This is a genomic window from Rhodoferax sp., assembly GCF_039922535.1.
Classification (GTDB): domain Bacteria; phylum Pseudomonadota; class Gammaproteobacteria; order Burkholderiales; family Burkholderiaceae_C; genus Rhodoferax_B.
Genome location: NZ_JBDTEM010000452.1, coordinates 15,950 through 41,546, shown reverse-complemented (window position 1 = coordinate 41,546; position 25,597 = coordinate 15,950). Strand labels below are relative to the sequence as shown.

General features: G+C 64.0%; 23 protein-coding genes. 11 read left to right on the top strand and 12 right to left on the bottom strand.

The window, feature by feature from the left end:
* Positions 1-590 (bottom strand): GntR family transcriptional regulator (locus ABI213_RS21640; protein ID WP_348028600.1); only part of this gene is annotated, 590 nt, incomplete at its 3' end.
* Positions 591-783: 193 nt separating this feature from the next.
* Here ABI213_RS21640 and ABI213_RS21635 point away from each other — a divergent pair.
* Entirely contained in the window at positions 784-1,116 is a 333-nt protein-coding gene (locus ABI213_RS21635; protein WP_348028598.1) for a hypothetical protein, read from the top strand.
* Positions 1,117-1,149: 33 nt separating this feature from the next.
* Here ABI213_RS21635 and ABI213_RS21630 read toward each other — a convergent pair whose 3' ends face one another.
* The 10 genes from ABI213_RS21630 to ABI213_RS21585 all read right to left on the bottom strand — a co-directional run bounded on the left by ABI213_RS21630 (position 1,150) and on the right by ABI213_RS21585 (position 11,682).
* Positions 1,150-1,953 carry a class I SAM-dependent methyltransferase gene (locus ABI213_RS21630; RefSeq protein ID WP_348028596.1) on the bottom strand — a complete coding sequence of 268 codons (804 nt, stop codon included), beginning with the start codon at positions 1,951-1,953 and terminating at the stop codon, positions 1,150-1,152.
* 53 nt (positions 1,954-2,006) lie between these two features.
* On the bottom strand, positions 2,007-2,882 hold the full coding sequence (locus ABI213_RS21625) for a sugar phosphate isomerase/epimerase family protein (protein ID WP_348008455.1): 876 nt from the start codon (positions 2,880-2,882) through the stop codon (positions 2,007-2,009).
* Positions 2,883-2,901: 19 nt separating this feature from the next.
* The gene (locus ABI213_RS21620) at positions 2,902-3,627 is read right to left on the bottom strand and encodes an SDR family oxidoreductase (RefSeq protein WP_348008454.1); all 726 of its coding nucleotides are present in this window, start codon (positions 3,625-3,627) and stop codon (positions 2,902-2,904) included.
* Between the two features lie 18 nt (positions 3,628-3,645).
* A complete protein-coding gene (ugpC, locus tag ABI213_RS21615; protein ID WP_348008453.1) occupies positions 3,646-4,734 on the bottom strand; it encodes a sn-glycerol-3-phosphate ABC transporter ATP-binding protein UgpC in 1,089 nt (362 codons plus the stop codon).
* Positions 4,735-4,766: 32 nt separating this feature from the next.
* A complete protein-coding gene (locus ABI213_RS21610; RefSeq protein WP_348008452.1) occupies positions 4,767-5,588 on the bottom strand; it encodes a carbohydrate ABC transporter permease in 822 nt (273 codons plus the stop codon).
* Positions 5,588-6,523 carry a sugar ABC transporter permease gene (locus ABI213_RS21605; RefSeq protein ID WP_348008451.1) on the bottom strand — a complete coding sequence of 312 codons (936 nt, stop codon included), beginning with the start codon at positions 6,521-6,523 and terminating at the stop codon, positions 5,588-5,590. The genes ABI213_RS21610 and ABI213_RS21605 overlap by 1 nt, the downstream gene beginning before the upstream one ends.
* Positions 6,524-6,595: 72 nt before the next feature.
* On the bottom strand, positions 6,596-7,954 hold the full coding sequence (locus ABI213_RS21600; RefSeq protein ID WP_348028594.1) for a sugar ABC transporter substrate-binding protein: 1,359 nt from the start codon (positions 7,952-7,954) through the stop codon (positions 6,596-6,598).
* A gap of 53 nt (positions 7,955-8,007) precedes the next feature.
* Positions 8,008-9,612 carry an FGGY-family carbohydrate kinase gene (locus ABI213_RS21595; RefSeq protein ID WP_348008449.1) on the bottom strand — a complete coding sequence of 535 codons (1,605 nt, stop codon included), beginning with the start codon at positions 9,610-9,612 and terminating at the stop codon, positions 8,008-8,010.
* On the bottom strand, positions 9,609-10,703 hold the full coding sequence (locus ABI213_RS21590; protein WP_348008448.1) for an alcohol dehydrogenase catalytic domain-containing protein: 1,095 nt from the start codon (positions 10,701-10,703) through the stop codon (positions 9,609-9,611). The genes ABI213_RS21595 and ABI213_RS21590 overlap by 4 nt, the downstream gene beginning before the upstream one ends.
* Before the next feature lie 97 nt (positions 10,704-10,800).
* Positions 10,801-11,682: an AraC family transcriptional regulator gene (locus ABI213_RS21585; protein WP_348008447.1), complete on the bottom strand. Its 882-nt coding sequence runs from the start codon at positions 11,680-11,682 to the stop codon at positions 10,801-10,803.
* 348 nt (positions 11,683-12,030) lie between these two features.
* Here ABI213_RS21585 and ABI213_RS21580 point away from each other — a divergent pair, with 348 nt between their 5' ends.
* The 6 genes from ABI213_RS21580 (at position 12,031) to ABI213_RS21555 (ending at position 20,883) form a co-directional block, all read left to right on the top strand.
* Positions 12,031-12,339: a BON domain-containing protein gene (locus tag ABI213_RS21580; protein ID WP_348008446.1), complete on the top strand. Its 309-nt coding sequence runs from the start codon at positions 12,031-12,033 to the stop codon at positions 12,337-12,339.
* A 148-nt stretch (positions 12,340-12,487) separates the two neighbouring features.
* Positions 12,488-13,744, top strand: coding sequence for a lipoprotein-releasing ABC transporter permease subunit (locus tag ABI213_RS21575; protein ID WP_348008445.1), 1,257 nt, complete (start codon positions 12,488-12,490; stop codon positions 13,742-13,744).
* On the top strand, positions 13,737-14,417 hold the full coding sequence (gene lolD, locus ABI213_RS21570; RefSeq protein WP_348008444.1) for a lipoprotein-releasing ABC transporter ATP-binding protein LolD: 681 nt from the start codon (positions 13,737-13,739) through the stop codon (positions 14,415-14,417). Before ABI213_RS21575 ends, lolD begins: the two co-directional genes overlap by 8 nt.
* Before the next feature lie 153 nt (positions 14,418-14,570).
* A complete protein-coding gene (locus ABI213_RS21565; RefSeq protein WP_348008443.1) occupies positions 14,571-16,373 on the top strand; it encodes a cyclic nucleotide-binding and patatin-like phospholipase domain-containing protein in 1,803 nt (600 codons plus the stop codon).
* A complete protein-coding gene (locus ABI213_RS21560) occupies positions 16,361-20,224 on the top strand; it encodes an amino acid adenylation domain-containing protein (RefSeq protein ID WP_348008442.1) in 3,864 nt (1,287 codons plus the stop codon). The genes ABI213_RS21565 and ABI213_RS21560 overlap by 13 nt, the downstream gene beginning before the upstream one ends.
* Positions 20,221-20,883, top strand: coding sequence for a VTT domain-containing protein (locus ABI213_RS21555; protein WP_348008441.1), 663 nt, complete (start codon positions 20,221-20,223; stop codon positions 20,881-20,883). The genes ABI213_RS21560 and ABI213_RS21555 overlap by 4 nt, the downstream gene beginning before the upstream one ends.
* Here ABI213_RS21555 and ABI213_RS21550 read toward each other — a convergent pair.
* On the bottom strand, positions 20,880-21,923 hold the full coding sequence (locus ABI213_RS21550) for a hypothetical protein (RefSeq protein WP_348008440.1): 1,044 nt from the start codon (positions 21,921-21,923) through the stop codon (positions 20,880-20,882). The genes ABI213_RS21555 and ABI213_RS21550 overlap by 4 nt on opposite strands.
* 128 nt (positions 21,924-22,051) lie before the next feature.
* Here ABI213_RS21550 and ABI213_RS21545 point away from each other — a divergent pair, with 128 nt between their 5' ends.
* Genes ABI213_RS21545 through ABI213_RS21530 form a run of 4 tightly spaced genes read left to right on the top strand, consistent with a single transcriptional unit; the run spans position 22,052 to position 25,583 of the window.
* Positions 22,052-23,428: a GNAT family N-acetyltransferase gene (locus tag ABI213_RS21545; protein ID WP_348028592.1), complete on the top strand. Its 1,377-nt coding sequence runs from the start codon at positions 22,052-22,054 to the stop codon at positions 23,426-23,428.
* A gap of 28 nt (positions 23,429-23,456) precedes the next feature.
* Positions 23,457-24,308, top strand: a complete 852-nt coding sequence (locus tag ABI213_RS21540; protein WP_348008438.1) for a TatD family hydrolase — start codon at positions 23,457-23,459, stop codon at positions 24,306-24,308.
* The gene (locus ABI213_RS21535; protein ID WP_348008437.1) at positions 24,305-24,823 is read left to right on the top strand and encodes a DNA-deoxyinosine glycosylase; all 519 of its coding nucleotides are present in this window, start codon (positions 24,305-24,307) and stop codon (positions 24,821-24,823) included. Before ABI213_RS21540 ends, ABI213_RS21535 begins: the two co-directional genes overlap by 4 nt.
* Positions 24,813-25,583 (top strand): spermidine synthase, encoded by a 771-nt coding sequence (locus tag ABI213_RS21530; protein WP_348008436.1) that lies wholly within the window; start codon positions 24,813-24,815, stop codon positions 25,581-25,583. The genes ABI213_RS21535 and ABI213_RS21530 overlap by 11 nt, the downstream gene beginning before the upstream one ends.
* Positions 25,584-25,597: the final 14 nt, after the last annotated feature.

The following is a 25,597-nucleotide window of genomic DNA, read 5'->3' as shown; positions in this document are numbered from 1 at the left end:
ACGGCGCGCAGGGCCAGGTTCAGCGCTTCGGTGCAGCCGTTGGTGATTTGGATCTCGGCGGCCGATAGGTGCATGCCCGCCAGCAGCGCGCGTTGTGCCAATACCTCGCGGAACTCGACAGAGCCCTGCGGTGGTGCGGCGCGCACCAGTTGCTCGGGGTCCAGGCGTAGGCTGCGCTGGGCGGCCTGTTGCAGGGCCTTGGCGGGGTACAGCTCGGGGGCACAGCGGGCGGTGGAGAGGTTGGTTTTGAAGCGCTGCATGCGCCCCAGCGCCAAAAATGCAGACACCTTGGCGTGGATGCCCAGGTACTGCGCCGGGTCGGGGGCGCGCTGCATCGGTGGGTCGTTCACCGGGGCCAGTTTGGCTGCTGCCTGCGCGGGCCGCACAAAGTAGCCCGAGCGGGGCCGCGCTTCCAGCCAGCCTTCGCTCTCCAATAGCCGGCAGACCTGCATGGCCGTGGACAGGCTGACCGTGTGCTGGCGCACCACTTCGCGCAGCGACGGCATGCGGTGGCCCGGTAGCAGGCTGCCCGCGCGGATGGCGCTGCGGTAGTGGTCGGCGAGGTGCTGGTATTTGGGTTGGGTGGACATAGACGTGGGCGGGGTGCAGAGCCCGCCCATCATGCGGGCAGGGGCGGGGGCTGAACAGGTACAGACGGAAGCGAAACAGACCATAACAGATGCAGATTTTCTGCACTGTTGCGGTACAGATGGGTGGGGTCTGTGGCTGTTCGGGGCGGGCCTCCATTCTTACGCTACAGGTACTTTCACAAAGAGGTCTTGTATGTCCACCCTTGCTGCCCCAGAGCCCTTGTTCACCCTGCACCTCCAGCCCACCCAGCGGGCCTGGCAGTGTGTGCCTAGCGGTGCCGAAATCGCTGTGCTGGAAGGGGCTGTGCGTCTGCACCTGATGGCCTACCTGGCGGGGATGTGGGTCGAGCAGCCGGTGCTGCTGCACGAAGGCGAGCGGCACCGGGTGGAGCTGGCGGGCTGGATGCAGATGGAGGCCGTGGGCTCGGCCAGGGTCAGCGGTGTGGCACGGCCAGGCTGGGGCGCGGTAGCTGCTTGGCTGTATTCCTGTTTTGATAGCGCCCTGAGCAGGCGCTATCTGCGCTAGAGGCACTTTTGGCTTAAATATTCCAGCAGGGACTTAGCGGGCCGCTGCACGCGTCAGCAGGTAGTCTTGGTGCACGTGGTTGTCGACAAAGTAGTCGGCGGCCATGGCCTCGAACTCGCGGCGGAACTGCTGCAGCTGGTCGGGCGTACTGGCCAGCCTGGCGACGATCTTTTGCATCGGCCCGATGGTCTGCTCCAGAAACAGGCGGTAGTGGGGGATGCTGAGGGCGGGCAAGGCCATCGCGCCCCGGGCGAAAAACGGCGGGCTGAACGCACCACCCAGGCGCTCGGCGATGGTGGCCGGGTGGCCCCACTGGGGCGGCGGCGCGGCCCCTTCGGGCAGCGGGGGCGCGTGGCGGCCAATAAACGCAAACATCCGGCCCACCATGTGCTCGGGCGGCCAGGTGGCAAAGGCGATGCGGCCCTGGGGTTTGAGCACGCGGCGCATTTCTGCCACCACCACGGCAGGCCGGGGCGCAAACATGTGGCCAAACTGGCTCAGCACCACGTCGAAGGTTGCATCGGGGTAGGGTAGTTGCTCGGCATCGCCCTCGGTCCAGACGACGTCTTCATGTCCGGCGATGGCCGCGTTTTCGCGGGCCTGCACCAGCAGCTCGGGCGTGAGGTCCAGCGCGGTGACCCGTGCGCCCGCCCGCGCGGCGGTAAGGGCGACCACACCGGTGCCGGTGCCCACGTCCAGCACCGCCTCGCCCGCTCGGATGTCGGCAAACCGCACCAGGTGCGCCGCCACCGGCAGGGTGAACCAGGCCATGGGCATAAACGATGCCCACATGGCACGCTGTTGCTGCTTCCAGTCGGCCAATGGGTCATTCGGCATGGCGTGCTCCTAAGGGATACGCCGAATACTAGTGTTTAAAGTCCAAAAAGCAACTAAGCATGGGCCAAAGCCATTTGCCCCGCCCGCACGCCATTGGCCATGAACGTACGGGCATGCACGGCCAGGTCCAGCCCGTCGTCCCACAGGTTGCGCCAGATCGCCAGCGCGTTGGACAGGTCTTCGTTGACCACGGTGGACGAAAAGCTCTCAAAAGTGATGACACCTTGGTAGTCCACCATGGCCAGGGCCTTGAAGAACTGCGCGAAATCCACCGTGCCCGAGCCCAGGTAGCCCCGGTTGCTTTCGCCTATGTGCACATAGCCCAGGCGCTTGCCGCAGGCCAGCACGGGCTGCATGAAGTCGGCTTCTTCGATGTTCATGTGGTAGGTGTCCAGGTGTACCACCACGTTGGGCGCGTTGATGCGGTCGATCAGCTCCAGCGCCTGCAGGGCGGTGTTGAGCTGGTTGCTCTCGTAGCGGTTCACTACCTCCAGGCCCAGCGTCACGCCTTTGGTCAGCGCGAAGTCGGCCATGCGTTGGAGTGCGTCGCAGGCGTTTTTCCGCCCCTGGGCGCTCAGCGGGCCGGGGTATTTGGCCATGGCCCCGTACAGGATGCCGCCGAAGTAGGCACCGCCCAGCGCGGCCGTCATAGTGATGCCTTCTTCCAGCAGGGCGATGCCGCGTGCCACGCAGGCCGGGTCGGCGCTGGAGATGTCGGCATCCAGGGTCAGGCCGCGCGAGCAGCCCAGTTGCAGATGGTTTTCCTGCAGCAGGTCGCGGGTCAGCGCCAGGTCCATCACCTTGGGGCCGTGCAGCGACAGTTCGATCAGGTCATAACCAGCCCGCCGGGTTTGCTCCATCACCTTGCGGGTGGATGCGGGGCCGAGGTCGCCCGCCCAGACCAGGGCGTGTACGCCGAGTGGATTCATTGCATATCTCCTTGAAAATTCAGTTGGCACGAAAGCCGCCGTCTACATCCAGACAGCTGCCGTGCACCATGCGTGCGTCGTCGCTGAGCAAAAAGGCGATCACCGAGGCCACCTCTTCGGGCTGCACAAAGCGCTGCAGCGGGATGCGGTTGAGCATGCCCGCAGACTTGGCCGGGTCGCTCCACGCCAGCACGGCCATGGGGGTCAGGGTGACCACCGGGTTGACGCTGTTGACCCGTATGCCCATGGGGCCCAGCTCCACCGCCATGACTCGGGTGATGGCATCCAGCGCCGCCTTGGACGCGCAGTAGGCCGTGTGGTTAGGTATGCCGACCTGCGCCGCGATGCTGGACACGTTGACGATGGCACCCGGCACGCCGCGGCGCAGCAGATCGCGCACCACCTCCTGCGCCACCACCATGGGCGCGCGGGTGTTGGTAGCCATCAGGGTGTCCAGGTCTTCCACCGTGGTGTCTAGGAAGGGCGTGAGTTGGGCGATGCCAGCGCAGTTCACCAGCAGGTCCAACGGCAGGGCCGAACGCACGGCCGCGCGTGTGGCGGCCACGTCGGCCAGGTCCACCGCCAAGGTTTCGCAACCTATCTCTGCGGCCAGCTGTTGCAGGTCGGCGGGGTTGCGGCTCAGGGCCACCACCGTGGCACCGCGCTGCGCCAGCAGCACGGCGGTGGCGCGGCCTATGCCCTTGCCCGCGCCGGTGACCAGCACGCGTTTTCCGTGGAAGTCCATGGGGGTCTCCTTGCCGGGTCAGAGCGCCAGGCCCTGGGCATCGAACAGGTAGGCGTGTTCGGGTGCCGCCGTCATCACCAGCGACTCGCCCGGCGTGACGGTGTGGCGGCCCTGGGCCATGGCAATGAGTGGCACTTTGTCGGCGGTCTGCACATAGAACTGCGAGGTGCCACCCAGATTCTCCACGTAGTGGGCACTGACCGACAAGGCCAGCGGCGATGTACCACCGATGGCGATGTGCTCGGGGCGCAGGCCCAGGGTCAGCGTGTCGCCTGGGCGCACGGCGGCACCGGCGCGCAACGGAAGCTCCACCGTCCTGGCCTGCAGCGCGGCATGGGCCAGGCGCACGCGGCCACCTTCTACGCCTTGCACCTGCATCGGCAAAAAGTTCATCTTGGGCGACCCAATGAAGCCCGCCACAAAGGTATTCACCGGGTGGTCGTACAGGTCGGCAGGCGAGCCCATTTGCTCCACCTTGCCCGCACGCAGCACCACGATGCGGTCGGCCAGGGTCATGGCCTCTACCTGGTCGTGGGTCACGTAGACCATGGTGACACCCAGCTCGCGGTGCAGGCGGGCTATTTCCACCCGCATTTCGCCGCGCAGCTCGGCATCCAGGTTGGACAGGGGTTCATCAAACAGAAACAGCTTGGGCTTGCGCACGATGGCGCGGCCAATCGCCACCCGCTGGCGCTGGCCGCCGGACAGGTCTTTGGGGCGGCGCTCCAGCAGGTGCTCCAGCTTCAGGATGGCGGCGGCATCGGACACGCGCTTGTAGATTTCATCTGGCGGGGTCTTGATCATCTTCAGGCCGAACGACATGTTCTCGCGCACCGACATGTGCGGATACAGCGCATACGACTGGAACACCATGGATACGCCGCGTGCAGCGGGCTCCACCTCGGTCACGTCCACGCCGTTGATGTGGATACTGCCGTCGCTCACCTCGTCCAGCCCGGCCACCAGGCGCATCAGCGTGGACTTGCCGCAGCCCGAGGGGCCGACGAAGACCACAAACTCGCCCTCACGTGCGGCCAGGCTGACACCGCCGATGACGGTGGCGTCGCCATACTTCTTGACCACATTGTTGATTTTCAAAAATTCCATTAGCTAGTCTCCCGATGCGTGTGTCTGTGGTTTTATTTGGTGGCACCCATGGTCAGGCCGCGCACCATGTGGCGCGACACGAACAGGGCAAAGATGGTCACGGGCAAGACGATGATGGTGCCGGTGGCCATGATCTTTCCCCAGGGCAATTCATAGCCCGACATATAGCTGGTGGCGATCACCGGGGCGGTCTGCACCGCGCTGCGCGTCAGCACCAGCGCATACAGCAGCTCGTTCCACGAAAAGATGAAGCTGAAGATGGCCGACACCGCAATGCCCGGCAGGCCCAGCGGCAGATAGATGCGCCAGAAGATGTCCCACTGGTTGGCGTTGTCCAGCCGCGCGGCCTGCTCCAGGTCCGGCGGGATGGATCGGAACTGGTCGGTACAAATCCACACCACGATGGGCAGGCAGAACGACAGGTAGATCAGTATCAGCACCAGGTGCGTGTCCAGCAGGCCCGCGCTTTGCGCCAGCAGGTAGACCGGCAGGGCCAGCACGATGGGGCTGATCATGCGGTTCGAGATAAACCAGAACCACAAATCCTTCTTGCCCTTGAACTGGAAGCGCGCCAGCGAATAGGCCGCCGGTGCGCCCATGGCGACGGCCAGCAGCGTGGTCAGGCTGGCAACGATCAGCGAGTTGCGGATGGCGCCAAACACCTTGTCGTCTTGCCACACCTCGGCGTAGTTGGCCACGGTGGGAATGAAGGTCCACACCGGCGGCGAAGCCAGCAGATCGGTCTGGTCCTTGAAGCTGCTGGCCACCATCCAGTAAAACGGAAACAGGGTGAAAGCCAGGAAGGCCAGCAACCCGATCAGGTGCAGTCCTTTGCCGAATTTTTTGGTGTTCATTAGTCGATTTCCCGGTAGAAGACGGAGATGAAAAGGCGGCTCAGCAGGATGGTTAGCACCAGCAGCAAAATTGCCTGCGCCGATGCCGTGCCCATGTCGAAGATGCGAAAGCCCACCCGCTGGATGTAGATCGACACCAGCTCGGTGGCCGCGCCGGGGCCGCCGCGCGTCATGGTGAACACCATGTCAAACAGCTTCAAAATGTCGGCCGACCGCAGGATCAGCACCGCCGTAAAGCCGGGCAGCAAATAGGGCAGCTGCACATAGCGCAGCAGGTTCAGGTGCGACGAGGTTTCCAGCCGCGCGGCTTCTTCCACCTCGTTCGGCACCATCGACAAGCCGGCCAGAAAAATCAACGCGCAAAACGGGGTCCACTGCCAGATGTCCATGATGGCGATGGCCGCGAATGCACCGGTCTGGTTGCCCAGCCAGTCCAGCGCCGGAAAGCCCAGCCAGGAGGCAAACTGGTTGGCCACGCCAAAGTCGCGGTTGAAGATGAGCCGCCCAATCAGCCCCACCACCGCGTAGGTGGTGGCCAGCGGAATCACCAGCGACACGCGCACCAGCGCGCGCGCCATGGACCAGCCCGGCTTGTGCAGCATCAGCGCAATCGCCATGCCCAGGGCCAGCTCCACCGGCATCACCGTCAGGTAGAAGGTGGCGGTGCGCCACAGCGTCTCCCAGAAGGTGCTGTCGCTCAGCACCGCCTTGTAGTTGTCCAGCCCGACGAAGGGAAAGCCGTCGCGGGCGCGGGTCAGGTTGTATTTGCGCATCGAGGTGACCAGCGCAAACAGTGTGGGGTAGATGCCGATGGCAAACAGGGTGAGCACGGCCGGGGCCAGAAACCACAGCGGGGTCCAGCGGCCATGGGCTAGCCGCGAGGCGCGCTTGGAGGGGAGTGCTGGTGCGGCACCAGCAGGGGAGTGTGTAGTCATGCAATTTCCAGGCGACGGGGGAAGGGTTCAACACAGCTGGTGCCTGCCCACGGGCAGGCACCACGGCACCTCTTATTGCAATTTCTTCTTTTTGCCGTTGTAGTAACCCTCTTTGTCCAGCACCGATTCCATGCGAGTGCTGATCTCCTTGGTACCCTGCTCGATGCTGGTTTCACCCAGCATGATCTTGCTGCCGAACTCGGCCACGATCTCGGTGATGGACGACCAGGCGGGGAAGCGGGGGCGGAACTCGGGCACACCTTGCTGCCACGACTCGACCATCGGTTTCACGTACTTGAACTTGGCCTGGATAGCAGGGTCTTTGTAGACCGCCATGCGGCCGGACACGCCACCGGCTTCCACATACTGCTTGGCGATGGCATCCGACGTGGCCCACTGGGTGAAGATCCACGAGGCCTTTTGCTGCGCGGGCGTGGCCTGCGATGCCACGGCCAGCGAGAAGCCGCCCAGTGCAGGCAGACGACCGGCGGGGCCTTTGGGCTCGGGGGCCACGGCCAGGCAGTCGCCGAGCTTGGAGGTCTTGGGGTCGGTCAGCGTGCCGTAGAAGGCCGACCACTCGGTCAGCATCGCCACCTGGCCCTGGGCCAGGGCGTTTACCGCTTCGGCATGGTCGTAGCTCACTACGCCGGGGGGCATGTACTTCATCAGGTCCTGGCGGAACTTCAGGCCGTCCTGGCTACCCTTGGAGGCCAGGTTGGACTTGAAGTCTTTGTCCAGCAGCGAGCCGCCAAACGGCCACAGGAAGCGCATAAAGCTGTCGGCCGATTGGGTTTCGCCGCGCAGCGATTGCAGGGCATAGGCGTACTGCTTTTTGGCCGGGTTGGTCAGCTTGGGGGCGTAGACGTTCTTCAGCTCGTCCCAGGTTTGTGGCGGGCCGCTGAAACCGGCATCTTTCAGCATGCACTGGTTGTAGAACATCAGGCCCGAATAGTTGTCAAACGGCAGGCCATAGACCTTGCCGTCCCACGAGCCAAACGCGTTCAGCAGCAGCGGGAAGAAGCCTTTCAGGTCCAGGTTCGGGTCGGTGATGGCCGCGTCTTTGGTGAAGGTGTCCACCGGCACGATCCAGCCACTTTCGGCAAATTCGCCAATCCACACCAGGTCCACCAGGGCCATGGTCAGGTCGCCTTTGGCGCTGAAGTTCAGCACCTGCTTTTCGCGGGCGTTTTCGTAGGGCACGATTTCGTATTCGACCTTGATGCCGGTCTTTTTCTCGAACTCGGGCAGCAGCTTGATGATGGCGCGGTAGCCGGGCCGGTCCAGGAACAGCACCTTGATCTTGGTGCCCTTGAACGGCGCGGCGGCCTTGTCGATGGCCCAGGGCGCGCCGGTCTGTGCCAGCGCCGTGGTGGCGGGTAGGGTGAGTGAGATCATGGCGGCGCCGATGGCACCGAGTACAAATTTCTTCATGCTGTCTGTCTCCTTGTGGTTGCTTTGGTGAGGGAAAATAAAGGCGGGTTTTTTCATGTGGGCGGGTCTCCTGGGGAATGGGTCGGTGGGCGGGATGGACCGGGTGGACGCAAGCGGTGCATGGCGGGCTTGAGTGCCGGGTACAGGTCCACGTACTGGGCGAACAGGTCGTTGTAGGCCGCATGGGCCTCGGGGTTCGGCTCGGCGCGCAATACGGGTGTGACCCAGCCTTTGCGCACCGCGTCGGCATCAATCAGGCCTACGCCGTAGGCCGCCAGCAGGGCCGCACCCAGCGAGGCTTCCACGTCTTCGGCCAGGGTGAACACCGGGCGGCCCGTGATGTCGGCCATGATCTGCATCCACAGGTCGGAATGGCTGGCACCGCCCACCACCACCAGACGGTGGTCCAGCGTGCCCATGCCGCGCAAGCCCGCTTCGATGTTGTGGCGCAGCGCGAAGCCCACACCTTCCAGTACCGCCCGGTACAGGTGGGCGCGGCCATGGTGCAGGCCCAGGCCGACGAAAGCCCCGCTGGCCTGCGCATCCCAAATGGGGCTGCGCTCGCCCATCAGATAGGGCAAAAACAGGATGCCGTCGCTGCCGGGCGGCAGCGGTGCCGCGTCTTTTTCCAGCAGGCTGTGCGGGTCTACGCCCAGGGTTTTGCCAGCGGCGATTTCGGCCTGGCAAAAGGTTTCGCGGAACCAGGTGACCGAGGCTCCGGCACTGATGGCACCGCCGAACACATACAGGTCCTTTGGTCCGTTGCTATCGCCGTTGAACACATGCGGCATGCTGATCAGGCCGTGGCGTGCATCGACGCTTGGGCGGATGGTGCCCCAGCACATGCTGGTGCCAACCATCGCCACATGGTTGCCGGGCTGGGCGGCACCTGCGGCCAGGGTGGCCACGGCGGCATCCACACCGCCCGCCACCACCGGTGTACCGGCAGGCAGGCCCAGGCGTTCAGCCCATGCCGGCAGCAAACCACCGACCACCTCGCTGGACGCGACCAGGCGCGCGGGCATCATGCTCTGCGGAATGCCCAGCATCTGCAGCGCCTCGGCCGACCAGCCGCGCTGCGCCACGTCGTACACGCCGCCGATGTTGCCAGCCGAGCTGTGGTCTACCGCCACCTCGCCGGTCAGGCGGGCGTTCACATAGCTGTTGGGCGGCAGGAACTGCCGGGTTTTGGCCCACACGACGGGTTCTTTCTCGCGCAGCCAGAGCATCTTGGTATAGCCGTAGTAGCTGTCCACGCCGTTGCCGGTGATGTGGAACAGGCGCTCCAGGTCCACGTTGTCGCGCACCCAGCGTACCTCGTCCTGGGCGCGGCGGTCCATCCAGATCAGGCAGGGGTACAGCGCCTTGCCTTCCGCATCCACCGGAATGCCGCTGCCACCGTACAGGCTGCTCACACATATACTTTTGATAGCTGCTTGTGCAGGCGCTACCTGCGCTAGCACCCCTTTTATGCATGCAACTACGGCATCCAGCCACACGTCGGGCCACTGCTGGGCCCACAGCGGTTTCGGCGTTTCGACCTGGTAGGCCTGGGAGGATTGCGCCAGGATCTGGCCGTCGGCCCGCACCAGCACCGCCTTGGTGCTTTGGGTGCCGATATCGACCCCGATCACGCAGGCGGCGGGTGGCTGTTTCATGCGGCACGCCCGGGCTTGAGCAAGACCTTGATCGAGTCCAGCGAATTGGCCAGGTTGAAGGCCTCTTCCCACTCGTCCAGCGTGAAATCGTGGGTGACGATGCCGCGCGAGGTCAGCAAGCCGCGCTCCATCAGGTCGATTACCACAGGGTAGCAGTAGGGGCCCAGGTGCGCGCCGCGCACGTCCAGCTCCTTGCGGTCGCCAATGATGGACCAGTCGGCGCTGGTTTCTTTGCCAAACACGCTGAACTCGACAAACCGGCCCAGCTTGCGGATCAGCTCCAGCCCCTGGCTCACGCCCGCCGGTACGCCGGTGGTTTCGATGTAGACATCGCAGCCGTAGCCCTGGGTCAGGCGGTCGATGATGGCCCGGCCGTCGTCGGTAGCGGGGTTGATGGTCACGTCGGCACCGAAGGCCTGGGCCAGCGCCAGCCGGGCGGGCACCATGTCGATGACGACCAGTTTCTTGGGTGTTTTCAGCTTGGCGATCTGCACCATGCCCAGGCCCAGCGGCCCGGCACCGGCGATCACCACCACGTCGTCGAGCTGGATGTCGGCGCGGTTCACGGTGTGCACGGCGCAGGCCATGGGCTCGATCATGGCCGCGTCGTTGAGCGAAATGGTCTCGGGGATCTTGTGCACGCGGGCCGTGGGCGGCAGGCGCATGTAGTCGGCCATGCCGCCATCGGCCACCACGCGCTGGAAGCCGAAGATGTTGTGCACTTCGCACATGTGGTAGCTGCCACTGGTGCAGTAGCGGCACTTGCCGCAGGGCACGATCTGCTCGGCGATCACGCGCTGGCCGATGGTCACGTCAAAGTGCGCCAGCGCGCCGGGGCCGGCCTCGACCACATAGCCAAAGAATTCATGGCCCGCAATCACCGGGGCCTTGACCCACGCCGGTTTGCCGTCACCGCCCCAGAACATGGCCGCGCCCGAATGGCATTTGCAGTCGCTGGCGCAGATGCCGCAGGCGACGATTTCGATCACCAGCTCGTTGGGGCCGGCCACGGGTTTGTCGACGCGTTCCAGGCGGTAGTCTTTGGGTCCGTGGCAAACCACGGCTTGCATGTCAGGGGTTGTAGTGGGCATGGGGTCTCCAGGTCGTTAAAAACAAAAGGCAAAGCTGCGCCCTGCGGGTGCGTAAAAGGCATCCGCGGGCGGGTTTAAAAAGGGAAGGCGCGGGCGCTTAGCCCGTGGCCTCACATTCGTCGTTCAGCAGGTAGTAGCGCCTGAACTGCGAGGGTGGCACGGACTTTTGGGCCAGAAACTGGCGGTTGAAATTGGAGACGTTGTTGAAGCCACAGGCGTAGCAAATATCAGTGACCGACTGCTCGGACGAGATCAGCAGTTCACAGGCCCGGTTCACCCGCAGGCGGTTCAGGTACTGCACAAACGGCAGGCCGGTGTGGCGGCGGAAGAAGCGCGAGAAGGCGCTGGGCTCCATACCGGCGTAGCGCGCCAGGGCGGATTCGTTGAGCCGATCGTTTAGATGCTCGGCCAGATAGGCCAGCACCTGGTTGATGGTGGACGACTGGTAGCCCTGCGGGTCGGGGCGGAAGGTGGGCGTGGCCAGCAGCGTGCTGTCTTGTGCGTGCGACAAAGTTTCTAGCAGCGCCAGGAACTGGTACACCCGCTGAAAGCCGCGTGCCGCCAGCAGGGTGGTCAGCATGGGCACGGCCTTGGCGGTGACTTCGGGCGAGAACAATATACCGCGCTGCGAATCGGCCAGCAGCTTTTCTAGCTGGCTCAGTTCAGGAAAGGCCTCGATGCCGCCCAGAATGCTTTTGCCAGAGAACTGCAGCACCACGCAGCGCTCGGGCACGGTGGTGCCTTCGGGGACTTCGCTGATCCAGTTGTGCGGCAGGTTGGGGCCCATCATCACCAGCTGGCCGGGCACAAAGGTGCCGGTGTGGTCGCCCACATAAAACCGGCCCGAGGTGTGGCTGATGTAGTTCAGCTCGTACTCGGGGTGGAAATGCCAGCGCACCGTTTCATACGGGTAGCCGTGCGTCCACACCTTGAACGACTCCTGCTGCTGGATACCTACCAGTTCGAGATACGGTGACATCGGCCATCTCCTTGTGTTCTTGTGTGTTCCAAGCTGCCATGGCGCCAGTTTAGGGAGCCCCTTCTGCGCTTACTACTGCGCGAGCGGCCCATTACTGATACTTTTTTGGCTTCTAGGGTAAGTACTTAGTTTGTATCACTCGGTTGAAAAGTTAGGAGTTTTTTAGGCCTGTGGTGCATATTCCTCGTGCGCTGATAGCTATGAATTAAATAGCAATCTACGCGCGCGCATTGTGTCTGGGCCAATTGCACATGCAACACAGCCAGCGGGTTTCCGACACAGATAAATCGCCCCGGCTTGGGAAGATCACCCCATCGCAAAACGATTCAACCACCCAAAGGATTCACCATGACACGCACCTTCAACCGTATCGCCGCTTCTGCCTTGTTTGCCCTGACCGCTGGCGCTTTCCTGCCCGCCCACGCCGCTGGCAACGATGCCGATCTGGCCAGCTCCGTCCAGTCCGCCATCAGCACCTCGCTGGGCGATGAAGCCAAGGACCTGACCGTCACCGCCAGCAACGGCAACATCACCCTGCACGGCTGGACCCAAGGCCCGGTGGAAGAAGCCAAGGCCCGCAAGGTCGCCAGCACCGTGCCCGGTGTCGCCAACGCGTACAGCAGCGTGCGCACTTTTTCTACCGACAACGACGAATAAGCCAACATGGGGGGTGTTTTAGCCCTCTGGCGCATATTCTTCTTGCGGCTACAGCTATTTAAAAGATAGCTGTAGCCGCTTTTTGCGTGGGGACGGGGGTATTCGCCAAGCTGCCACAATCACCCCCGTCTTCTCTCTGTACTGCTCCATGCAAATCCCCTACGAACTCCTGGTGGGCTGGCGTTATACGCGGGCTGGCCGGGCCACCCGGCGCAACGGCTTTATCAATTTCATCTCGGGCGTGTCCATGCTCGGCATCGCCCTGGGTGTGGCGGCGCTGATCATCGTGCTCAGCGTGATGAATGGCTTCCAGAAAGAGGTGCGCGACCGCATGCTGTCGGTGGTGGCGCACATTGAAATCTTCGCGCCCAACGGCGAGGCGCTGCCCGACGTGGCCAAGACCCTGGCCGAGGTCAAACAGAACCCGGCCGTCATCGGAGCTGCACCTTTTATAGCTAGCCAGGCATTGCTGGCGCGCGGCGACGATATGAAAGGCACCTTGGTGCGCGGCATCGACCCGGCGCACGAGGGCGAGGTCACCGACCTGTCTGTGGGCATCCACCAGGAAACCCTGGCCAAGCTGGTGCCCGGCCAGTTCGGCGTGGTGCTGGGTATTGACCTGGCGCGTAGCCTGGGCGTGCGCGTGGGCGATCCGGTGACGCTGATTGCCCCCAGCGGCCAGGTCACCCCGGCCGGCGTGGTGCCGCGCCTGAAGCAAATGACGGTAGTGGGCACCTTTGAGTCCGGCCACTTTGAATACGATTCGACCCTGCTGATGATGCACATGGAGGATGCCGAGCGCATCTTCCGCCTGGAAGGTCCCACCGGCATCCGCGTCAAGCTGCAAGACCTGCACCAGGCGCGCCAGGTGGCCCAAGAACTGGCGGGCAGCCTCAGCGGCAACCTGCTGATCCGCGACTGGACGCAGCAAAACAAAACCTGGTTTGCCGCGGTGGAGCTGGAAAAACGCATGATGTTCATCATCCTCACGCTGATCGTGGCGGTGGCGGCGTTCAACCTGGTCAGCACGCTGGTGATGACGGTGACCGACAAGCGGGCCGACATCGCCATCCTGCGCACCCTGGGCGCCAGCCCGCGCAGCATCATGGGCATCTTCATGGTGCAGGGCGCGATGGTGGGTGTGATGGGTACCGTGGCCGGGCTGCTACTGGGCCTGGGGATTGCCTTCAACATCGACGTGATCGTGCCCGCGCTGGAGCATCTGTTCCACGCCAGCTTTTTGCCGAAAGAGGTCTACTTCATCAGCCGCATGCCAAGCGAACCACAGCAGGGCGACATCGTGCCAATCGCGGTGATCTCGCTGATCTTGGCCTTTGTGGCCACCATTTACCCCAGCTGGCATGCCAGCCGTGTCAATCCTGCAGAGGCACTCCGTTATGAGTAAGTTGGTATTGGAGGCCAAAGGCCTGACCAAGCGTTTTTCTGAGGGCCGCCTGGACGTGACCGTGCTCAAGGGTGTGGATCTGCAGGTGTTTGCGGGCGAAACCGTGGCCATCGTGGGCGCGTCCGGCTCGGGCAAAAGCACGCTGCTGCACCTGCTGGGTGGCTTGGACGCACCCAGCAGCGGTACGGTGCAGCTGAATGGCCACGACATGGCACAGTGGGACGCCGCCGAGCAGGGCCGCCAGCGCAACCAGCACCTGGGCTTTGTCTACCAATTCCACCACCTGCTGCCCGAATTCAGTGCGCTCGACAACGTGGCCATGCCCTTATGGATTCGGCGGCTACCGCGCGACCAGGCTGCGCAGCAAGCTAGCAAAATACTAGCATTGGTGGGTTTGCAGGACCGGGTGCACCACCGGCCGGCCGAGCTGTCGGGCGGCGAACGCCAGCGCGTAGCGATTGCCCGCGCCCTGGTGGCCCAGCCTGCCTGTGTGCTGGCCGATGAGCCCACCGGCAACCTGGACCGAGCTACCGCCGACGGCGTGTTTGCGCTGATGCTGCAACTGGCACGCGACCAGGGCACCGCCTTTGTGCTGGTGACCCACGACGAGACCTTGGCGGCTCGTTGCGGGCGCACTTTGCGCCTCAACCTGGGCCAGTTCGCCGCCGTTTGACGCCGCGCCGCTGTCTTCATTTGTCTGTATAAACACCGATTTGCACCGTTCTTGTGCAGGCGTACACTCTTTAAAGTGTGTATTTTTGTATCAAAATCAGGTGGCGCGTGAGCCTGCCATGGGGTCACCGAATTCAAGACAAAGGGCGAGTCCATGCCAGGTAAGGATAAATTCCACGCGCGGGTGATCCAGGTGCTGCGTGACAGCCGCGTGTTTGGCACGCTAGACGAGGCGGTACTGAACGATCTGGCCGATGTGCTGGAGCTGCAGGAAGTGCGCGGTGGCAGCGTGGTGCTGGAAGAAGGCGCGGCGGCCAACAGCATGTTTTTTGTCATCACCGGCCGCCTGCGGGCCTCGCGCCGCAACCGCGACGGCAGCGTCCTGCTGTACAACGAAATCCGCCCTGGCGAGAGCGTGGGCGAGATGGGCATGATCCTGCGCCAGCCGCGCACCGCCGATGTCACTGCCGTGCGCGATTCCACCCTGGCGGTGCTGGACCGCAGCCACTTCGAAGCCATGCTGGTGCGCCAGCCGCTGGCCTTCAACCGGGTGTTTTCCCAGGCCATTTTTGACCACCTGCGCCACACGACCCAGGTGGTCGACCGGCACCAGGCCCAGGCCTTTGTGGTGGTGCCACTGTACCCCGGCGCGGGTTCGGCCGAGGTCGCGCGTGGCCTGGCCGAGGCTTTTTCCCGCATGGGTCGGGTGCACCACATCACGCCCTCGGCCGAGCTGGAGCACGGCTCACAAAACTCGGAAGTGGAGGGCGGAACAGACCGGTTCGATGCCCTGGAGGACGCATTCGATTTTCTGGTTTATGAGGCCGATGCCACCCCTTCGTCTTGGACGCGGCGGGCTTTTAGGCAGGCCGACCAAGTGATTTTTGTCGCCAATGCTGGGGCCTCGCGGGACCGTGGCGCACTGGAGCAGCGGCTCACCGAAGAGCCCGGCTTTGGCATGAAGCGCCAGCACCTGGTGGTGTTGTATCCCGCCTCGGCGGTGGCCCCCGATGTGACCCACGTCTGGCGTGCCGGGCGGCAGATTGAGCGGGTCTATCCCACACGCAGCCATTCTTCGGGTGACTACGGGCGGCTGGCGCGGTTTCTGACCGGCCGCGCCGTCGGCGTGGTGCTGGGCGGTGGTGGCGCCCGTGGTTTTGCCCATCTGGGTGTGCTGCGGGCCATGCAAGAGGCGAATATTCCGGTCGATCTGGTGGGCGGCAACAGTATGGGCGCGCTGATTGGGGCGCAGTTTGCCTGCGGCCTGCCACTTAAACAGATCCGCGACCAAACCCGCAAGTTTGCCGAAGGTGGCGAGTGGCCGACCCTGCCGCTGGTGTCCATTGTCTCGGGTGGGCGCGTCAAGCGCGATCTGCGCGCCATGTTTGGCGATACCCAGATGGATGCCCTGTGGACCCCGTACTTTGCCGCGGCCTGCAACCTCACCAAGGGCGGCACCACGGTGCAGGAAACCGGGCCGCTGTGGCGTGCCGTGCTGGCCAGCAATTCGCCCGCAGGTCTGTTCCCGCCGGTGCTGGTAGACGGCAATTTGCTGGTGGACGGCGCGATTCTGGAAAACGTGCCAGTGGATGCGATGCGCATGCGCTTGGGTGTGCCGCTGGAGAAGCGCCGCGGCAACGGCACCATCGTTGCCATCGACGTGGACGTGCAGGTCGAAATGGGCGTGGACCCGGCGCTAGAGCGCCTGTCGGTGCGCCATACCCTCAAAGGCATGGTGTCGCGCAAGCCCCGCAGCACGCCGGGCATTACCGAGATTTTGTACCGCGCCGGGCACATTGGTGGCCTGCACCAGCGGGCGGCCACCATCGCCCAGGCCGACCAGTATCTGGAGCCGCCGGTGGCCGGTTTTTCCCTGATGGCTTACAGCCGGGCCGACGAGATCATCGAAGTGGGCTACCGCCATGCGATGGAGACCATAGCGCAATGGAAGCTGTAATGCCGCTAGAGCGCCGCCATGAAGACCTGAGGCTGTCACTGAGCCAGCGCGAAGTCTGGCTGGACCAACGCACCTGGGCGGGCAGTGCGCACCTGAACATCGGTGGCGGGGCGTTTTTGACGGGCGCGCTAGACCTGGCGCGGTTCCAGGAAGCCCTGGCCCAACTGGTGGCCGAAAGCGATGCCCTGCGCCTGGCCCCCCTGGCCGACGGTAGCCAAACCTTGCTGTCGCACAGCGCCCTGAACCTGGAACTGGTGGATCTGTCGGCCGCGGCCGATCCCAAAGAGGCCATGCGCATGTGGTGGCAGCAGCGCATGACCGTGCCCTTTGTGCTGGACGGCACGCCCCCCTGGCGCTTTGCCCTGCTGCGTGCCAGCAATGTGCTGCACGGGCTCACCATCCAGTTCCACCACCTGGTGATGGACGGATGGGGCACTTCGCAGGTGATGCGGCGCTGGAGCGAGCTGTACAACGCGCTGGAGGCGGGCCAGCCTCCGGTGCTGCGCAGCGACCCGGGCTATAAAAAATTCATCGAAGAGTCTGCCCTGTACCACCAGTCGCCCGCGTTCGAGCGCGATGCTGCGTACTGGCGTGGGCAAATGCCGGTGTTGCCCCCCGCCCTGATCGAGCGCCGTTACGCCAGCACCCGTCAGCAGGAGCTGCCTGCTGCCCACATGGGCGCGCAGCGCATTCCCCGGGCCGGTTATGACCGGTTGCGCCAGGTGGCGGCCGAGCGCGGCTCTAGCGCCTTCAATTTCTTTCTGGCGGCTCTGATTCTGTACTTTGGCCGCGTCAGCAACCGCCAGGAGGTGGTGGTCGGCGTACCCAGTCTGAACCGGGGCGGGCGGCGGTTTACCGACACGCTGGGGATGTTTGTGGGCGTCATACCGGTGGCGGTGCAACTGCCCCCGGACATGACCCTGGGCGGGCTGCTGGCCGCCGTGGGCACGGCTATGCGGGCGGCATTGCGGCACCCGCGCTACCCCTTGAGCGAGCTGGGCCGCACGCTGGAGGTGGCGCGCAACCGCCGCGACGGCCTGTTTGACGTACTGCTGTCGTTCGAACGGCAAGATTACGCAGTGTCGTTCGGGGCGGCCGAACTGGTCGAATCGCGCCAACTGTTCTCGGGCAAGGCCCGCTTTCCGCTGGGCGTGACGGTGTGCGAGTTCCATGCCGACGAGGATGTGGAGCTGGCGCTGGAAGCCAGTGCCGCCTGTTTTGCCGTGGGCGAGGTGGAACTGCTGGGTCGCCGCGTGTGGCACCTGGTCGAGGCCACCATGGGCCCGCCGGAGACCCCGCTGGACAGCATTGCGCTGGTGCCGCCGGAAGAGCACTGGATGCTGGTTGACGGTTTGCACAAAGACGTGGCTGCCATGGCCGTGGTCGAGCCATTTGTGGTGCAGTTTGAGCACCACGCCGGGCTGCGTCCCGAAGCCAACGCCTTGGTGTGGAACGATGGAGAAATGGACTACGCCACGCTAGACGCGGTGTCTACCCATTTGGCCTGGCGCCTGCTGGCGCTGGGCGCGGGCAAGGACCAGATCATTGCCGTGGTGATGGACCGCTCACCCGACTGGGTGGTGGCCATGCTGGCCATCGCCAAGGCCGGGGCGGCGTTTTTGCCACTCGATCCCGAAGCCCCGCTGGCGCGGCTGGAGGCGATTTTGCAAGAGGCCGGTGCCATCGCCGTGCTGGTCCAGCCGCACACCCAGGAGCGGCTCGGTGGCCTGCATGCCCGGACCCTGCAGGTGGACTGGAGGCAAGCCCAGGCCGATGTGGCCCAGCACGGGTCACAGCGCCTGACCGCGCAGCCCGCGGCGGCGGACCTGGCTTACGTGCTGTTTACCTCGGGCTCCACCGGGCGGCCCAAGGGCGTGATGATCGAGCATGGCACGCTGGCGCGGCGGCTGGGCTGGCTGTCGCGGGCCTACGCCGTGGAATGGCACGACCGCTCGGCCCAGGCCACCCAAGTCACCTTTGACCCCTCGCTGATCGAGTTGCTGCTGCCCCTGGTGCACGGTGCCAGCGTGGCCTTGCCGCCACCGGGCCGTTTGCTACCCGAGTCGCTGGCCGACTTTGCGGTGCGCCACCGGGTCACCATCATGGCTTTTGTGCCCAGCACCCTGAGCCGGTTTCTGGATTCGGCCGGGCACCGCAAAGACCTGAAGCTGCGCGTGGCCTGCTGCGGTGGCGAGGTGTTGTCGCCCGAGCTGGCGCAGCGGTTTTTGAAGGAAACCGGCGGCCGTTTATACAACGTCTACGGCCCTACCGAAACCGCGATATTTGCCACCGCCTGGGAGTGCGAAAACCACCGCACAGACACCGCCCTGCCGATTGGCCGCCCGATTGACGATACCCGCATCTACGTACTGGACCACGCGCTGCGCCCGATGCCACTGGGCGTGCCGGGCGAGATCTATATCGGTGGCGAGGCGATTGCGCGCGGCTACCTGAACCGCCCCGAGCTGGACGCCCAGGTGTTTCTGCCCGACCCCTTCCGCCCCTTTCACCCGTTGGGCCTAGGCCACCGCATGTACCGCACCGGTGACCGGGGCTGGCTGGGCAGCGACGGCAATCTGCACTTCTTGGGGCGGCTGGATCGGCAGGTCAAGTTGCGTGGCTACCGCATCGAGCTGGGAGAAATCGAATCGGCGCTGTCGGCGATTGAAGGGGTGTTGCAGGCGGCGGCCAAGCTGATCGAGCGCAAAGGCAAGCCGCAAATCCACGCCTGGGTGGCCGCCACCGGTAGCCCCTCGGTGGAGAGCCTGCAGGCCGTGCTGCGCCTGCGCTTGCCCGACTACATGGTGCCCAGCGGCATCAGCATACTGCCGGGCCTACCCGCCAGTGTGGCGGGCAAGATCGATTACGACGCGCTGCCCGACCCCAGCGTGGTCGCCGGCTCCACCCAGGCCCGCAAGGCCCACCGCCGCTACGAGGCCGAGCTGCTGGCACTGTGGGAAGACGTGCTGGACACCCGGCCCATCACCGTGTTTGACAATTTCTTCGACCTGGGCGGCGACTCTCTGGCCGCCGTCACCATGCTGAGCAGCATCGAAAAGTTGGTAGGCCGCAAGGTGCCGATGTACCTGATCACCGAGCACCCCAGCATTGAAAGCCTGGCCGCGGCGCTGTCTGACAAAAGCAAAGGCCCCAGCGTGATGCTGAACCTGGGGGCTGACACCGGGCGGGTACCGCTGTACCTGGCAGCCTCGGGCCATGGCGACCTGCTGCGCTTCCAGAACCTGGCACGTGCACTCGGCAATGCCTGTGATGTGCATATGCTGCAACCCCCGTTTACCCAGCCGATAGAGCGTATCGACGACCTGGCCACCTTGTACGCCGATGCCATCCAGGCGCACGGCAAGCGGCCCGGTTTTCTGGCCGGGTTCTCGGTAGGGGGCGTGGCGGCGCTGGAGGCTATCCGCTTGCTGCAGCAGCGGGGGTTCCCGGTACGCGGTCTGTTTTTGATTGACACCACCTACCCGACATCGCGCCTGGGCGGCACGGCGTTCTGGCGCTTATCAGGTTGGCTGGTGAAGCGATTTCGCATCCAGGAGCTGAGCCTGAACGGTCGGCGCATGGGCGCCATGTTCAACGATCCCGGCCTGGTCAGCCAGGTGATGGCCCTGAAAGGTTACCGCCCCTCGGCCTACGACGGCCCCACGCTGTTGCTCAAGTCATCCGGCTTGGCCAACTGGGGCCGTTGGTTGTTTCGGCCCTGGTCGCGGCTGATGCCCAAGCACCTGTACGAACACCAGGTGCGTGGGCTGCACGGTTCGATCTTCGAGCCCGGCAACGTGACGGAGCTGGCCACGGTGATCGCCGAGCGCATGGACAAGGCCGCGCCTTGAACCGCTCCATGCGTTGGCGGGTACTGGGTTTGGCGGCGCTGGCCGCGGCGCTGGTGGGTCTGGCGGTGGCCTGGAGCGCCTCACCGCTGCGCCAATGGCTGGATGCCGACCGCATTGTCGGCGGGCTGCAGCAACTGGGGGCAACGTTTGGGCCGGTGGCCGCGGTGCTGGGCTTTGCACTGGCCAGCATCCTGGTAGTGCCGCTGGGTTTTCTGACCCTGGTGGCGTTGGTCGCCTTTGGCCCCTGGCTGGGCATGGCCACCACTTTTGCCGGGGCCTTGCTGGGGGCCATGGCCAGCTACGGGCTGGGGCATCTGCTGGGCAATCCGGTGCTGCAAAAGCTGGGTGGGGAGCGGGTCAACACCGTCAGCCGCCGTCTGGCCGAGCGCGGCCTGCTGGCGGTGATCGCGGTGCGCATCGTGCCCATTGCCCCGTTTGCCATCGTCAACATGGTCGCCGGTGCCTCGCATATCCGCCTGCGCGATATGGTGCTGGGCACGGCCCTGGGCATGGCCCCGGGTACAGTGGTCATGGCGTTTTTTGTAGACCAGATCGTGGCCGCCTTCCGCCAGCCCGGCCCGCTGGCGGCGGCCATTGTGCTGGGCCTGCTGGCCCTGGCCGGGGTGGGGGGCTGGGCCGCGCGAAGGTTTTTACGCTAGTGGCCCAACAAAGCGGACCGGGCTTCGTCGGCCGAAAACACGCAAGCCACATCGTGCGCGCAGCCTGGCACTACGGTCACGTTGCGCTGTTTTTCCGGGGCTAGCACCTTGCGGTCGTATTCCGCGTAGGCCAGCCCACGCTGCAGGCGGTACGGGCCTTGGGCCATGGCAGCGCAGGATTTGTTCAAAATTTTGTAGGACGTGCGGGGTGCATCGCTGCTGTCCAGTGCGCCCTCCAGGTAGTGAATCTCGGCCTGTGCATAGTGCGTGCGGGCCTCGATGCCGTTGCGGCCCAGGTTGGTAGGCCGATGTTCCAGGCCGTATTTCCAGCGTTGCACTTGGGGGCAGGCGGCGACCGTGGCATCGGGCCACACCGGGTCAAAGTACAGCCAGGTACCCGGGTCGGCCACCACATAGCGAACAGCCATGGGGGCGGGCGGCATGGCCGCAAAACCGATGTAGTGCTGCACCAACTGCGCCCCTGCCGAAAACCCTGCGATGGTGACCGTTTGCAGGCTGGGCCATTGGCGGTGCAACTCCACCACCAGCGCGTCCAGCGCGGTAAATGAGCTCAGCCCCTGCGCAGTAGGTGTCTTGCGCGCCTTGCCACCGGCTATCCACGAAGCGCAGGTCCACAGCAGATCCCCGTCCTGCGCAGCCGGTACGCCCGCGGTGTGGCAGGGGGCCGCATCCGCCGCACTGACCTGGAAAAGCGGAGCCACCACCAGGCTGCGGTTTAATGCGCCACCGCTTTGCACGGCGGCGAGGGCAGCGTTGAAGCTGGTGTTGGCATCCCGTGGATGGCCGTGGATAGCGACCAATGCCGTGGTGGGCGCGCCAGTACCGGGTGCCCGCGAGGCATAAAAATGTATGCGCCCGGCGCTACCTGCTGGCGTAAAGGCGAAGTAGCAGTCTGTAGATGCGGTGACTCCGCAGTCAGAGACCGTATTTGCCAGCACTTGCAGCGGGCCCAGTGGCAGCAGCAAGCCTGGGATTAAAAGCCAGGAACGTGCATGTGCATGGAAGAATGGGATAATCATGGTGCAGATATTGGTTGTTATATTTTGTGTAATGTGTATTTATTATGTAAAAGTGTTGGGTGAGTTAGGTAGTGGTTGATTTAAAAATAAATATCGCATATTCATAATAATAATTAGACACCGTATCCATGAAGCATTCGCGCGCATCCCGTACCCGCAAAATCGTCCGCCATGGCCTGCGCAAGGCTTTTGCCTTTTTACCCCGCTCCCTTCGGTTTTCCATTTACCGGTCTTTTGTCGATTGCGACCCCCATCCCGATGCCCGGTTGGTGCTGAAAATCGCCGATACCCAAGAGGAGCTGGAAGCCTGTTTCAAGCTGCTGCACGATGCCTATGTGGGCAGCGGCTTCATGCAGCCCGACCCGTCCGGATTGCGGGCCACGGTGTACCACGCCCTGCCCACCACCACCACGCTGTGTGCCAAGTTTGACGGTGAAGTGGTCGGCACCATTTCACTGGTCCGCCAGAGCAGCTTTGGTTTTCCCATGCAGGCGATTTTTGATCTGAGCGATATCCACGCCGAAAAGGGCAAGATCGCCGAGATATCGGCCCTGGCGGTGCACCCCCGGTTCCGCAAAAGCGGTGGCTCCATCCTGTTCCCGCTGATGAAGTTCATGTACCAGTACAGCACCACCTTCTTCGACACCTGCCATTTGGTGATTGCGGTAAACCCGGACCGGATCGAGATGTACGAGTCGCTGCTGTTTTTCAAGCGCTTGCAAAAACATGCGGTACAAAACTACGACTTTGCCAATGGCGCACCGGCGATTGGGGCCACGCTGAATTTGATCCAGGCCCCCAAACTGTTCAAGAAAATATACGGTAGCAAACCAAAAAGAAAAAACCTGTATTTTTATTTTGTCAAAACCAAGCTTAAAAATATTATCTTGCCGACACGCCGGTATTTCACCACCAATGACCCAGTGATGACCCCCGAGATGCTGGATTATTTTTTCAACCAACGGACCCAGGTATTTGCCCATTTGTCCGAGCGTGAAAAGATGCTGTTGGCTTCCATTTATGACATGCCCCATTACCAGGCGGTGCTACCCGCCGTGGCCGAGCCCGGCGCATGGGTGCAGGGGATACGCCAGCACCAGCGCTACTCGCTGAAGTGCCGTGGCGCGCTGGTGGTGGGTGACCAGACCATTGAGCTGCAAGTGGTCGAGTTGTCCGACGATGGCTTCCAGGCCCATGCGAAAAGCGACGTGCCCTTGCGGGTGTGGGCGCAGGTACAGATCCAGCTCGGCAGTTCCGAGGTATCGACCCTGCAGGTGATGGCGGTACGCGGCGAGTCGCATGGCGACTACCACTACTACGGCTTCCAACTGGGCCAGCCAGACTTGGCCTGGCGCAAGCTGGTGTCCGCGCTGAAGTCCGGTACCACCGCCAAAGACCTGGACAACGCCACCCTGTTCCTGCACAGCCACCACGATCTGGATGCCATCACCGTGCCCGACGGTTTGGAGATGCCGGAGCTGGATGACACCCATCCCCACCGTTGAACAGGCAGGGGGGTAAAGTCGGCTCCCTATGTGGATCGATACGCACTGCCATCTGGATGCCCCAGAATTTAAAGAAAATCATGCGCTAGCGCTTACCCTGCGTGCGCAGGCAGCTATTGAAAATGTAGCAGTATGTGTTTTGCAAGGCGTGCTGGCGGCGAACTTTGACACCGTGCGTCGGCTGGCCCACCAAACGGGCGATGCCTACGCGCTGGGCATCCACCCGCTGTTTGTGTCCCGCGCCCAGGATGCCGATCTGGACCTGTTGGATGTCGCCCTGACCACCCACCGCGACGACCCGCGCCTGGTGGCGGTGGGCGAGATCGGGCTGGACTACTTTGTGCCTGCGCTGCAAGAGCCCGAATTGCTGGCGCGCCAACAGCACTTCTACCGCGCCCAGCTCAAGCTGGCCAAAAAACACGGCCTGCCGGTGATCCTGCACGTGCGCCGCAGCGCCGACCATGTGCTGAAACATCTGCGCGCCGTGGCCGGGCCGGGCGGGCGTTGGCTGGGCATCGCCCACGCCTTTAACGGCAGCCCGCAGCAGGCGCAGGCCTGTATCGCCATCGGGCTCAAGCTCGGCTTTGGCGGTGCCATGACCTTCGAGGCCGCCAACCAACTGCGCCGCCTGGCCGCCAGCCTGCCGCTGGAAGCCCTGGTGCTGGAGACCGACGCACCCGACATTCCGCCCCAGTGGCTGTACACCACCGCCGCCCAGCGCGCGGCGGGTCAGCCGCAAGGCATCAATTCGCCGTTAGAGTTGCCGCGCATCGGTGCCGTGCTGGCCGGGCTGCGCGGGGTGCCGGTGGCCGAGATTGAAGCTGCCACCACTGCCAACGCCTTGGCCGCTTTGCCGCGTTTGCAAGCATTGCTGCCATGACACGCCTTGTCGGTTTGCCGCCGCTGGTCTCGGCCGACACCCGGCTGCTGGTGTTGGGCAGCTTCCCCGGTGCGGCATCGCTGGCGGCGCAGCAGTATTACGGCCATCCGCAGAACCAGTTTTGGCGCATTTTGCAAGCCATTTATGCCCCTGGCGCAGATACCACCTGCGCAAGCAGCTATGAAAACCGTAGCGCGTGGATGTTGGCCCGCGGCGTGGGCCTGTGGGATGTGTACGCCAGTTGTGAGCGCGAAGGCAGCCTGGATGCCAAGATTCGCAACCCCGAGGTGAATGATTTCGCCGCCCTGCGCCAGCGCTGCCCCCAGTTGCGGGCCGTCGCGCACAATGGGGCCGAGAGTTTTCGCCACACCGCCCGCCTGGAAAACCTGGGCCTGCCCACGGTGCGCCTGCCATCTACCAGCCCGGCCAATGCCAGTTGGAGCTTCGAGCGCAAGCTGGCCGCGTGGAAAGACGTATTTGAACAATTTGGATTGATTGAAATTAATGGCCCGTAAATCTGTTGCAAGCGCAACCTCCGCCCTGCCCGAAGTCAACTTTTGCGACTACGGCGACGTGCGCACCCTGCACCTGGGGACCGAGTGGGTCCAGGGCTCCATGCTGCTCGACATGCCGTACGACATCGAGCTGGAGTACGTGCAGCGCATGATGGCCTGGCTGCTGTTTGTGCCGCCCAGCAGCGTGGCCAAGCGCCACGCCATGCAGCTCGGCCTGGGGGCGGCGGCGCTGACCAAGTTTTGCCGCAAGAAGCTGCGCATGAACACCACGGCGGTGGAGCTGAACCCGCAGGTGGTCTCGGCCTGCCGCTTCTGGTTCAAGCTGCCACCCGACGACGAGCGCCTGCACATCGTGCTGGGCGACGCGGCTTTGAAAATCCAGAACACCGACTGGGCCGGCACCGTAGACGCGCTGCAGGTCGATCTGTACGACGAGGATGCCGCCGCCCCCGTGCTGGACAGTGCCGATTTCTACGCCGACTGCCGCAAGCTGCTCACCGAGGAGGGCTGCATGACGGTCAACCTGTTTGGCGAATCCAGCAGCTACCCGGCCAGCGTGGAAAAGATCACCGCTGCCTTTGGTGCGGATGCCGTCTGGGCCTTCAAACCCACGCGCGAAGGCAACACCGTGGTGCTGGCCCAGCGCAACCCGACCCGGCCCAGCCGCGAAGACCTGGTGGAGCGCGCCGATGGGATCCAGACCCGCTGGGGCCTGCCAGCCGCAAAATGGCTGAAGGTTTTTAAACCCGTCATTGCTTAAAAACGTGCCAAAAA